Raw genomic sequence first — 12274 nt, forward strand, 5'->3', positions numbered from 1 at the left:
ATCCTGAAATTAATCGTTGTCAAATTTTGGATTATCCGTTATAAACGCAAATACGATCTCCCAGTTGCCGGGCTCATAAATAGCAAAGTCGAGCGCCAGCAAACCGTTGTCTGCAAAACCGCCAAAACCGAGGCGGTCAAAGGTGAACCATACACTTGCCCGGTCGCCATTCGTATTGGTATACCTGGTAGGTAAAGTAATAGCAGGCAGCGGATAGGCTACATCATAAGTAACCTCGGTGGCCGTTTTACGCATATTAAACCCATGCACCAGGTGCGCCCAGTCTGTAGTAGCAAAACGGGCCGGGTCTATGGGATTGAAAAGGGTATCCAGGAACCGGAAGGTGAGCGTATTGCCCGAAAGCCCGGGCCGGTCTACCTTACGGATATAGACCTGGATATCAAAAGGGCCCAGGTACCGGCCCTTGGTCGTGCCTTTTATCCTGATTCCGCTGGGAAATACCCCGTTGGACACCGGCTGCCCGGTAATAGCATCCCGGTTGGAGGGCTCAAAGGGCCGCTCGTAAAAAGGCTGCAACTTCAGATCCCTGAAGTACTTCCGACCGCCGGAGTTGGATAGCTCTACATCAAACCGGTACCCCGAGTCGGGCTGGGGTTTGATCAGCGCCGCCCGCGACTCCGACCACATGGTGACGGTTCCGCTATGTTCCCCGATATCAAAGAGCGGCCGGTACTGGATCTCTCTTTTTGCTTCGATCTCGGCCACTGATTTTTCGTTACCATCGTAAGCCGCCTTCCATACTTTTACCGGGAAGATGTCGGTTAATTCGGGTGCGGGCAGGCCATTCCAGCGCCGCGGGTTTACGATCTTGAACGTAGCCGGGAACGTAGTGGTTCCTTTAAAAAAGTTATCCTGGAAAAAAGTGGTCCGCCCCAAAACCGGCTGGAACACAGTGGTGGTAAACCGGCTGTTGTCCCCTACATTCTCTCTCTCCTTTGGCAGGTTCTTGCTGCACGACACTGCCAAAAGCACTAATGCAGCCAGGCCCGTCCAATATGCGAATGTTAATCTCTTGTACATATATCTTTCTTGTGTCATGATGATTGCTGGTTATTGAATTATCGGGTCTCTCCGGTTCATCGCCCTTACAAAATCGGATCCGAAACCAAAATCATGGCCCGGCGGCAGCAGGTTGATCACCGCGTTCTTTGCCTCTATATCTACCACCATGGTGTTTACACGGGTCCAGTAACGGGTAAAGATCTTCTTGGTGCTGTCTGAACCGGGGTAGCTGAAAATAACGGAGAGCGGCCCTCCGCCCACATAGCCCGAAGCATCAGAATACCCCAGCTGCAGCTGCATATCAAAGTTGTATTTCATCGTGGGCAGGAAAACACCATCGGTGGTATGGCGCAGGTCTGCAGAATGATGCTTGTCTTTCACAAAATAGCGGCATAAAAAAGTATCCAGCACAACAGGGTCCATACTGGCAATGGAAACGGGCGGCATCTGGGGCACCGAATCTCTCCGGGCTATATTGATGTTGCCGATGGCCAGCGAAAAGCTCCGGTTGTTGACCGCAAACAGGGTAAGCTCCCTGGTTTTAAGCGTATCGCTAAGGCCGTTGATCCGGCTGATGGCCAGCAGCATGGAATCATAGAGGCCGGGCTGCGATTGCAGGTATTCATAAGCCGTGCCGGCAAACTTACCCGCTGTGGGCTTATCATCACGGTAACGGTTATCTGTTTTTGTACAGCCGGCATACCCCAGTGCCAGCAACAGCAGCCAGGCGGCTCTTTTTCGCCTCAAAAATGTATACAGCAGATCCTTCATTGTCTTACAATTTTTTATTTCCAGTAGGTATTTTGTTTCAGCTCGGGGTTCCGGGTCAGCACATCCTGGGCAACAGGCCAGTAGATACCGTCATTATCCAGGAGCTTGTTAAATTCCGGATCATTCCTGCGGATGCGATTGTAGCGTACAATATCGTACCAGCGCCAGCCTTCTCCCATCAGCTCCCGGCGGCGTTCGTCAAAAATATCCTTCAGCACATCCCCATTCTCCGAAAGCGAAACGGCTTTCAGGTTACGGTTACTTCTTAATGAGTTTAAAATAGTAAGCGCCTTCCCGTCGTCGCCGATGGCAGCATAGGCTTCTGCCCTCAGCAGCCGCAGCTCTTCCAGGCGGGTAAAAATGATGGAAGAGTTAAACACCGCGTAGCTTCCGGTACCCGTACCACCGTCCAGCACCCTTATCTTTTTGAAAACCGGGATCTCCGCATTGTAGTTTTCAAAATAAGTGGTGTACAACAAAGGGGGAGTATAGCGGTTATCATAACCAAAACGGTCGTCATTACCGGCGGCGGATGGGAACAGTTCAGCGATCACATCCTTGGGCACATAAATATCCGGCAGCTGTTTCGACATGGCAAAATTCACTGTATTAGCCAGTGCCAGTTGCTCAATATGGCCGGTGATCGTGGTTTCCTTCTGGTTCTTCGGGAACCGGAACCCCAGCAACTGCCGGTAATTATCCGTTGCATCTCCCGAAAAAAGCCCGGAAGGCGATGTAATAAAGGCCACCGAACTGGCGGAAACATTGCTCTTTGAAAAATTATTCTCAATAAAGTCGGTATAGATCACCACCTCTGTATACTGTCCCTTCCAGGCGGCAATATGGGCCAGCAGGGCATAAGCTGCCAGGCGGGTAACCGGGGCGTTGAGCCAGGTGCCTTGGCCATAGCCATAATAGTTGGGCGGAAATTTTTGTTCCGGGTCCGATCCTGAATAAAGATAAGGCAGGTTATCTGCTGCAGCGATCAGCTCCTGTTCCGCAAAGGAAAGAATTTTGTTTTTGTCGGTACGGGGCAGGGCTTCAAAATTACCGCCATCACCGGAGGAGGTCGTGAATGGCACATCACCCCAGATGCGTACCATGTAAAAGTAGGCAAAGGCGCGCAGGGCCCGGGCCTGTGCAATATCCAGCTTATAATAAGCTTCGGTATACCGCTTGTCTGCCATGCATCCCTCAACCCGCTCAATAAAAACATTAGCGGCATTGATCACTGCATAAAACCGGCGCCAGTTGGCCACTTTTTCCAGCAAGGGATAGGCGGCTGTCAACTCCCCGTCTACCACTGCTTTCAGATCCTGGCGGGATACCGATCTGAAATCCCCGGCCCTCAGCTCACCCCACATCCAGTGCGCATTATTATCGGCCAGCGCTGCCCGAAACAGGCCATAGATCCCGATAAGGCCACTTCTTGCATTCTCAAAACTTTGCCAGGAGCCCTCCTCATCAGCGATGCGCGACGATTTTTTGTCGAGGATCTTATTACAGGAAAACAGGAGGCTGCCAAAAAGCACTGCAGTAAAAACAAATTTCAGCTTATATAACATTCCGATGTTTTTAATCTATTTAAAAATTTAACCTGAACCCAACGATCACAGAACGGGGCATCCGCAGTCCAAAGCCGGTATAGACACCATTGTAATCTGCCAGCTCCGGATCATCACCCTTGAATTTTGTAACAGTGAGCAGGTTGGTTCCGGTAATATAAACCAGGCTTTGCCTGAATTTTTCAAAGAACTTTGAAGGGTTCTTTGCTTTTGAAAAATCATACCCCAGCGAAACCGTACGGAGCTTGAGGAATGATGCGTTATCCAGGAACAGGTCCTGGTCGGCCCGGTAGGGCAACACAGAACTCCAGGGATTATACTGGGGATAACCGGAAAGATCCATCTTCTTTTCCCAGAAGGTTATTTCCTTAACAGAGTTGATATCATTGTTGGCTTCCACGTTCACAAAATCCAGCCGGTTGGCCGCATACTGGTTCAGGACATTACGCCCGCCCACATAGTAGAACTGGAAATCCAGGTTGAAGGCCCCATAGGTCAGCGTACTTCCAAAACCACCGGAAAGTTTTGGCATATAATTACCAGCCAGCACTTTATCCTTCTCATCGATCACATAGTCATTGTTCTGATCGGTCCAGCGCGGGTCACCCGCCTTCAGTGCCATGCCCCGGTAGCTCAGGGGCTTGTTGGTATTGGGATTCAGCGGCACTTCGTTATCGCTGGCATAGATCCCGTTGTTTTCAAACATCCAGAAGGCATCTACCGGTTTTCCTGTTTCCAGCTTGCTGGTGCCCAGCACCAGCTCCTGCAAACCATCCGGCAGCGCCGTTACCTCGTTCCGGTTATAATTTAAGTTGGCATTGAACACCCATCCCAGCTTTCCGGCTCTTTCTTCCAGGATGCTGGCGTTTACCGAAAGATCCAGTCCTTTATTATTCACCACCAGACCCGGCTTATACACCCCGGTATATCCCCATTCGGAGGCTACCGGTATCGGCAGTAATGTTTGTTTGTCATCCCGGTTATACACGGCAACACCGGCCTGTATCCTGTTGTCCAGCAGGCCTGCGTTCAACCCCACCATCAGCTTGTCGTTATAGGCCCAGGGCATACCGTACCCCACCCATCCGGAGGTATAGGGTCTTGTAAGCCCCGGTATGCCTACATAGGAGCCCATGGCCGGCTCACCGCTCCAGCCCATATCCACCCGGTAAATGGCCCCCCCGGAAAAGCGGTCGTCTGAAAGCAATTTGCCCAGCCGGCCCCAGGAGGCATTCATCTTTAAAGCACTCAGCGTTTTACCCGGTGTAAGCAGGTGTTCTGTAATATTCCATTCCAATGCCCCGCTATAGCTGGTAAACCAGCGGCTGTCCGGCTGCATAAAGGAAGAGCCATCGCGTCTTACGATCGCATTAAAGCTGAGCGCATCCCCCATTTTCCATATTGCATTCCCAAAAAAGGATACCAGCGCCGATTCCATACGGGCGGGATAATATTTAACCTGGAAGCCCTTGGGAATCAGGTAGTCCGAAGCACTGGGATCCCCATTTACCATATTGATCTTGATAAAATCATTGGGACCGTTAAAACCGGAAGCATACTCATATTTATTAACGTCGGATGTAACACTTTGACCACCCTTGATGGTGAGGGATTGTTTGGGAGAAAAATCAAAAGTATAGCCCAGGGTATTGGAAAGCAATATCCGCTGGTTATAGCCAAAATAAGCGGATACAAAATTGTTTCCCTCCAGCAGGGTGGTGGGCCAAAAAGCATCCCGCATGTTTTCGTTATAATCAAAAGCCAGGCGCCCGTCGTAATTCACTTTGCCGATATTGGCCGATAAGGCCAGGTAACCCTGTATGCTGTTGGAGATATTATCGTCCACCACTTTGCCAAACTCACCCAGGTAAGAACCATAAACGGATTTATTGGGGGTAAGCGGGTTGGTCAGGTCTGGGATATAGCCCTGTTCGGCAATGCGATCCCGGATATTGCGGTTACGCTCCCGCGCCAACCGGGTAAAATTGATCATACTGGAAACCATCAGCCATTTTACCGGGGCCACATTGATAAAGAAGGAGCCCGCATAGCGCGATAATGAAGTGTTGTCGACATCCGACGCATTCTTCATAGCACTTCCAAAGAACCGGAAATTGGCCCTTTCAACCCCGCCGGACAGGCTGAAATCTGCTGCATATACCGGTGTATTCTTGTAATAAAGATCCGTCCAGTCTGAAGGGCCATAGTAGTTGGCGTTAGTGGAGTCTCTTAAAAAAGCGGGGTATCTCAGGCGATCGTTAAGCGTGGCGTACCGGTCATAAAAAGGCGTCCGGAACTGGTTCTCGTAGTTGGCGTTCAGCGGCGTTACTTTCTCAGCCGGCACCACCCCGGTATACGCGTTTACGCTGAACGTGCTTTTCCCGGGACGCGCATTTTCTGTAGTGATCCAGATGGCGCCATTAGCCGCCATCGGGCCCAGGAAGCCCAGGGAGGCCGGGTCTTTAATGACTTCTATCGACTTGATATTGTCAGCATTCAGGATCGAATAAAGGTTGGTAGCAGGCCCTATCCGGTTAATATCAAATTTCTGTACCTCATACGCAAAGGGATTTTCCCTTATGAGGGGAATACCGTTTATAAAAACGGCTGCCTGCTGCTCAAACAGGTCTTTTTTATTCAGCAAGGGTGCCCCGATACCGTGTACAAAGATATTCTGCTCTGTACCCGGCTCGCCACTGGGCTCCTGCACATACACACCGGCTACATTGCCTTTCAGCATTTGCTGCACCGACACATACGGCTGCTTCTGAATAAATTTAAGGGGTACTTTATTGACAGAGATGTCTGCAGAATCGGCATCAGCAGCAGCAAGCGTTATACCTGCCGTTGCCTTCAGCTTTACGCTATCCCCGGCAGTAGCCGTTGAGTCCTCCTGTGCAAACACAACACAGCAAGCCATCAGCAATACCGCCAGTAACGATCCCCTTCTCAAATTACCTATAAACCCGATCCTCATATGTTATGTATAATTTGGTTATAAACAATATACACCCGCCTATTGCTGCACTCCATTTGTACAATGACAACGGACACAACAAGAGTAATAAAAAACGTCTCCTTTCGCCTGTCAGAATGTAATCGATTACACTCCGTCAGGCCCCCTCAAACATGAAGCATCTTCACGGAATAAGAAAACTTTGTAGCTGTGGCAAACAACCTGTACATTCTCTTCTTAGCTATGTTTGATTTAATAAATTGTGTTTTGCACAATTACCCGACTAAGATAGGGGCAATTTTGAATTAAAAATATTTTTTTTTGATGCAACCGTTTGCACAAATCATTTTTCTTTAAGAAAATTTTATGCAACCGGTTGTATAAGTGTTAAATCTGACAAAAAATTGATGTGGAAAATTTTTTTTTAACACTTTGAATACTTCTCATTAATTAAAACCCCCTATTGAAAATTGCTGTTCATTAAACAAGAACAGATGACAAAAGTAGCGTATGCGGGACCCCTCCGATAGCCGGATTTTAACAGATCGTGAGCGCAATTTAACAGGTTCAATTATTTCTTTATGGGCTCCTTCAGCATTTTGCTCAGGAACTCGGGCGTAATGCCAATATAAGAAGCTACATATTTTTGGGGGAGACAGGTAATGAGTGAAGGGTATTGGCGACAGAAGCTGGTATAGCGCTGTTTTGCCGTAAGACTCAGGGAGTCGATCAGCCGGTGCTGGTGGGTGGCAATGGACCGCTCGGAAAGGATGCGGAAAAAACGATCGAGAAAGGCAATCTCTTTATACAGGCGCTGCAGATCGCCGATATTGATCAATATAACCTGGCTATCGTCTACCGCATCAATATTTAGGGAAGCAGGTGTTTGCTCCAGCGAACTGCGCATATCGCTGATCCACCATCCGGGCGGGGCAAACTGCAGGATGTGCTCAAAACCATTTTCATCCACTGAATAACTTCTTAAACATCCCTCTACCACAAATACAAGGTGGCGCTGCACTTCTCCTTCCTGGAGAAAGAACTGTTTCTTCTTTACCTGTTTTACCAGGCAAACTTCCGCCAGCTTTTCTTCCTCCGCCGGCGTCAGCGCTACATGCTTCTTGATATTTTCCAACAGGAACTGCGTTTCCATGTTCATAATTTTTTTATTTTATTGAGTAAGAAGTTGTTAGTGAAAAGTCGTTGGTGAAATGTTGTGAGTGAGCAGTGACGCATTCATCCTATTAACCATTCACTTCTCACTATCAACATCTCACCATTAACTTCTTACCCTTAATAACCCATCAGCTCCTCAATCGATTGCCCCAGCCGCTGTTTTGCCAGGAAGTTTTTTTCCAGTTCTTTATTAAAAGGGACCGGCGTATCCAGTGAGGCACATCTCAGAACCGGTGCATCCAGCATGGGGAAGCAATGTTCACCAATCCACGCGGCAATTTCCGCACCTACACCAGCAGTAAGCGTATCCTCATGCAGGACCAGTACTCTCCCGGTTCTTTTTACGGAGGTACGGATCGCTTCATAGTCCAGTGGCAGCAGGCTCCGCAGGTCCAGTATTTCAATGGATATTTCGGGGTGTGCCGCGGCAAAGTCCTCTGCCCAGATAACACCCATCCCGTAGGTGATCACCGCAATATCCTGTCCCCTGCGCACCTGCCGGGCTTTGCCGATCTCAACCACATAGGGCTTATCGGGTACCCGCCCGCTGATGCTCCGGTACAGGGCCTTATGTTCAAAGAACAATACCGGGTTTGGATCTTCGATCGCCGCCATCAGCAACCCTTTTGCATCCGCCGGCGTGGAGGGATACACGACTTTCAGCCCCGGTGTATGCATAAACCAGGCTTCATTGCTCTGGCTGTGAAAGGGGCCCGCACCCACACCTGCACCGGTGGGCATACGTATGACCACATTGGCAGCCTGCGCCCAGCGGTAGTGGATCTTTGCAAGGTTATTTACAACCTGGTTAAAGCCCATTGATACAAAATCGGCAAACTGCATTTCTACCACAGCCTTCTTTCCCTCCAGGCACAGTCCTAATGCAGCCCCCACAACAGCGCTTTCGCATATGGGCGTGTTCCGGATCCTTTGTTTTCCAAAAATAGTGACCAATCCCTCCGTCACTTTAAAAGCCCCTCCGTATTCCGCAATGTCCTGGCCCATCACCACCAGGTCCTTATCCTTTTCCAGGCTTTGAACAAGCCCTTCTCTGATCGCTTCTACAAACCGCCGCTCCGTTGCGGGCATGCCCACGGTATCTGTTGGCAAACCGGTAATACCCGGTGCGGCATAAACGGACTGCAGCTCTTCCGCGGCGTCGATCATCAGCAGGCTTCCCTGTTCTGCCTTTGCCAGCTCTTCGTCGATTTGCTGTTTCAATAGTTGCCGGGTTGCCTGCAAGATATCTTCCGTGATGATTTTCTTGTTTAAAAGCAGTTGTTCATACTGCAGCACCGGATCCTTTTGTGCCCATAATGCCAGAAGCTCTTCGGGCACATACCGGGTACCGCTGGCTTCTTCATGTCCGCGCATCCGGAAAGTCATACACTCCACCAGGTAGGGTTTGCGGTAGCGGATGCAGTATTCGCGCACGCCCTTTATTGTATCATAAACAGCAAGCAGGTCATTTCCATCAATGGTTACGCCTTCGATCCCATACCCGCGGGCCTTATCGGCTATGGAGATACAACGGTACTGTTCCTGTACAGGGGTACTTAATGCATACCCGTTGTTTTCTACCAGGAAGATCACCGGCAGGTCCCAAACGGCAGCCAGGTTCAGCGCCTCATGAAAATCCCCCTCGCTGGTGCCGCCTTCCCCGCTGAATGCCAGCACCACCCGGGGCACTTCCTTCAGCCGGTAAGCCAATGCCACACCATCGGCCACCGCCAGCTGCGGCCCCAGGTGGGAGATCATGCCACAGATATAATGCTCCGGGCTTCCAAAATGAAAACTCCGCTCCCGGCCTTTTGAATAGCCCCCCTGCATCCCCTGCCATTGCATATACAGCCGGCTCAGAGGCAAATTGCGCGCTGTAAATACGCCAAGATTCCGGTGCAGGGGCATGATCCACTCATTGGGCTCCAACGCCAGGGTTGCCCCTACGGCGATCGCTTCCTGGCCAATGCCGCTGAACCATTTACTGATCTTTCCCTGCCGGAGCAGGATGAGCATTTTCTCCTCGATCAGCCGCGGGTACAGCAGGTGCCGGTACATTTCTGTTAACTGATCCGGGCCAAGGCCCTTCAGATCCATTGTCATACCACAAACCTAATGAATCGTTTTCATTTTTTTGTTAGAAGGCACTGAGGTGTTGAAACACTGATTTTTTTATTTTCATTTCATGGCACCCATAGCAACGCTGGACCAGAAGCCTAAAGTCATCTGTACTTGTGACAAACATAGGAGAGGCACTGAAGCACTCCGTTTTCTTTGACGAAAGCCGCAGAGACGCTGAAAACTTCTGCTTTCTGTGTTTTCAGTGGCAAATGCAGTTCAAAAAAATCAGGCTCAAAAGAAACAAATACGCCGATTTATTTTTAGGTTTGCTCTTATTAACCATGAATCATTAAACAGAGCTAAAATGAAAACAATGTTCCTGATGGCCTTTATTGGCCTTACCCTTTTTTCCTGTTCCAAAAAAGATAAAGTAGATAGTAGCGGCGCTCCGCATATAACAGCAATCCCCGGTTTTGGAGACAACCAGGGCGCCATACCAGGCACTGCATTTTCCCTGCCCCAGGGCATTCAGCTCCAGGGCAGCATTACGGGTGAAAATATGTCTCCGGTTTGTAAAACAGCCGGCTTTGGTACCCTGGTGGATGTGTACCTGGTCCTTAAAAACACCACTGCGGCTGCAATCAGGGTTACATTTCCTGCGGGGCTTACGCTGCTATCGGCCAGCACTGAGGACCAAAACGGCATTGTGGCGCAAAATTATGAAATAAGCATTGCCGCAGGCATTGCCTGTACCGTAAAACTGGGAGCTTATTGCATCAATTCGTCCCGGCACCCGGCCGGCTCTACATCGCGCTACACCTGGGGCCCCGTATGCAATGCCCCGGCAATTGTATATTTATTAAACCTGCTGAAGGATAAAGACCTTGATAAAGATAATGACGACGGTGTGCAGCCTTCCGTATGGATGGTCAGCGCCGATAATACAGACCCGCAATCATCCAAACAAACCTGGAACATCGTTAGGGAATTTATAGCGGGGATTCCCAATAAGTAAGCAGGCATACAACAAGTGCCGGCAATCTTGTTAACGTTCAGGTTTGCCGTGTTTTTGTTCCTATGAACAAATGGGCCCTATTTGTATTCATTTTAACCGGAGCGATTGCTTCCATCACGGGTGCAGGAAAGCAATAACCGGCAGCAGGTACTTTGTTGTAAAAAACAAAGTGTAAAAAAATACTATTACACCCGGGACCGTTTCAGGATCAACCATTGTACAATCACTTATCCGTTGCATTCCCCATGGCCAGGGTATTATATCATTGACGGAAACGCCGGAAAACCTGAATTTCCCCCATTGAACACCCGGCCACTATCGAAGTGAGATCCTGCTGTTTGTTTATGAAGCAAAAACTCTATTTTTACGAAGAAGCAATCACCGATTAAACCCTGGATCGTGCCCATCAAGAAAGTCATAGCCGTTCTGTTGTTTTTTAGCCTGGGCCTCATGGCTCCTGCACAGGAAATGGATGCAGGCATAAAACAGGATACCGGCTACTACCGGCGATACAATCATAAACTGACCCTGGGGCCCCTCCTGGTAAAAAAGAACAGCGTTTATTCCATCCGCTCTATAGACGAGGCATTTCCTTTGCGGTACTCCACCAATAATCCTACACGGCTGGGACTCTCCATTGGTTACGACTGGCTTTCTGTAAGCGGTTCTGTAGGATTGGGCACCCTTGATCCCGATTATAAAAAAGAAAAAGGAAAAACAAAAGCTGCCAATTTCCAGATGTCGATAACCGGTAAATCTGTGCTGGGCGACCTTCATTTCCAGGTGAATAAAGGATTCTATTTAAGAGGACAACAGGACCCTGATTTTGCCTCCGGTACTTATTACGTACGGCCCGATATCAAAACACAGATCTTTGGAGCCACGATCAGGAAAATATTGAACGGGGACCGGTTCTCTATAAAGGCCCCGTTTGTATACGATAGCTGGCAGCAACGATCGTCCGGTACCTTTATGATCGGCGGCGAGTTTATTTACGGAAACGCAAAGGGCGACAGTGCCTTTGTGCCGGCAAATCTTTCATCCTTATTCCCCAATGCCTCTGTAAATTATATGCGTTATATTATGTTTGGCCCCACCGCGGGTTATGCGCATACTTTTGTAGTTAAAAAACATTTATTCGTAACAGGCCTTGTATCAGTTAACGGCGATGCAGCACAAACTCTTGAAAAAATGACCACGGGGGAACAACGTACCCGCTGGTATTTTAGTCCCAACCTGAGCCTGAGAGGGGCCGTTGGATACAATACTGAAAAATGGGAGCTGGTAGGCTCCGTGATCTCCAACCGGTTCTTTATCGGCTCCAATATACAGGCTGCTAATTACCAAAATTATTCCGACCAGTTCCGGGTGGCATACCTGCGGCGTATCAATGCCGGAAAAACCATCCCCGCAGTCATCAACTGGGGGCGCAGGGCGATCAATACGCTGGGATTTGGATGGCTGCTGGATTAAGAAGTTTCAGGTTTAAGGTTTCACGTTCAAAGTTGTGGCGAACCTAAAACTTTATCCCGAAGTTTCGCATGCGCGGCAGGTTAAGGAACATAATCTTAAAGATCAATCCTGTTATAATGAACCGGAATCAATTTTATTAAAATGCGTAATTACTAGTGGTTTGTGAGGACACAAACCACGGCCCACGCCACGGTCAGTGTCCTCACTGACCGAGAAAAGAAATAATTTTGATGC

General features: G+C 49.1%; 8 protein-coding genes. 2 read left to right on the forward strand and 6 right to left on the reverse strand.

What is annotated here, in order from left to right:
- Window positions 1-9 precede the first annotated feature (9 nt).
- The 6 genes from BLS44_RS24730 to BLS44_RS24755 all read right to left on the reverse strand — a co-directional run bounded on the left by BLS44_RS24730 (window position 10) and on the right by BLS44_RS24755 (window position 9594).
- Window positions 10-1059 (reverse strand): DUF5007 domain-containing protein, encoded by a 1050-nt coding sequence (locus tag BLS44_RS24730; RefSeq protein WP_218127815.1) that lies wholly within the window; start codon window positions 1057-1059, stop codon window positions 10-12.
- A gap of 12 nt (window positions 1060-1071) precedes the next feature.
- The gene (locus BLS44_RS24735) at window positions 1072-1794 is read right to left on the reverse strand and encodes a hypothetical protein (RefSeq protein ID WP_090393445.1); all 723 of its coding nucleotides are present in this window, start codon (window positions 1792-1794) and stop codon (window positions 1072-1074) included.
- A gap of 14 nt (window positions 1795-1808) precedes the next feature.
- Complete coding sequence (locus tag BLS44_RS24740; protein WP_090393446.1) at window positions 1809-3359, reverse strand: RagB/SusD family nutrient uptake outer membrane protein; 1551 nt, start codon at window positions 3357-3359, stop codon at window positions 1809-1811.
- Window positions 3360-3378: 19 nt separating this feature from the next.
- Complete coding sequence (locus BLS44_RS24745; protein ID WP_090393447.1) at window positions 3379-6336, reverse strand: TonB-dependent receptor plug domain-containing protein; 2958 nt, start codon at window positions 6334-6336, stop codon at window positions 3379-3381.
- A gap of 550 nt (window positions 6337-6886) precedes the next feature.
- Window positions 6887-7474 (reverse strand): Crp/Fnr family transcriptional regulator, encoded by a 588-nt coding sequence (locus BLS44_RS24750; RefSeq protein ID WP_090393448.1) that lies wholly within the window; start codon window positions 7472-7474, stop codon window positions 6887-6889.
- Window positions 7475-7608: 134 nt separating this feature from the next.
- Entirely contained in the window at window positions 7609-9594 is a 1986-nt protein-coding gene (locus BLS44_RS24755; protein ID WP_245729418.1) for an alpha-ketoacid dehydrogenase subunit alpha/beta, read from the reverse strand.
- Between the two features lie 322 nt (window positions 9595-9916).
- Between BLS44_RS24755 and BLS44_RS24760 the strand changes: the two genes are divergently transcribed.
- Together BLS44_RS24760 and BLS44_RS24765 are read left to right on the forward strand one after the other, a co-directional pair.
- On the forward strand, window positions 9917-10567 hold the full coding sequence (locus BLS44_RS24760) for a hypothetical protein (RefSeq protein ID WP_090393449.1): 651 nt from the start codon (window positions 9917-9919) through the stop codon (window positions 10565-10567).
- A gap of 399 nt (window positions 10568-10966) precedes the next feature.
- Window positions 10967-12040 (forward strand): DUF4421 family protein, encoded by a 1074-nt coding sequence (locus BLS44_RS24765; protein WP_245729419.1) that lies wholly within the window; start codon window positions 10967-10969, stop codon window positions 12038-12040.
- Window positions 12041-12274: the final 234 nt, after the last annotated feature.

Origin of the sequence: Niabella drilacis, assembly GCF_900101395.1 — a bacterium.
Classification (GTDB): domain Bacteria; phylum Bacteroidota; class Bacteroidia; order Chitinophagales; family Chitinophagaceae; genus Niabella; species Niabella drilacis.

Bases quoted from the DNA above. Each gene is read 5' to 3' on its own strand.
- BLS44_RS24755 (WP_245729418.1), bottom strand. From the start codon at position 9,594: ATGACAATGGATCTGAAGGGCCTTGGCCCGGATCAGTTAACAGAAATG.
- BLS44_RS24745 (WP_090393447.1), bottom strand. From the start codon at position 6,336: ATGAGGATCGGGTTTATAGGTAATTTGAGAAGGGGATCGTTACTGGCG.
- BLS44_RS24750 (WP_090393448.1), bottom strand. From the start codon at position 7,474: ATGAACATGGAAACGCAGTTCCTGTTGGAAAATATCAAGAAGCATGTA.
- BLS44_RS24740 (WP_090393446.1), bottom strand. From the start codon at position 3,359: ATGTTATATAAGCTGAAATTTGTTTTTACTGCAGTGCTTTTTGGCAGC.
- BLS44_RS24760 (WP_090393449.1), top strand. From the start codon at position 9,917: ATGAAAACAATGTTCCTGATGGCCTTTATTGGCCTTACCCTTTTTTCC.
- BLS44_RS24735 (WP_090393445.1), bottom strand. From the start codon at position 1,794: ATGAAGGATCTGCTGTATACATTTTTGAGGCGAAAAAGAGCCGCCTGG.
- BLS44_RS24730 (WP_218127815.1), bottom strand. From the start codon at position 1,059: ATGACACAAGAAAGATATATGTACAAGAGATTAACATTCGCATATTGG.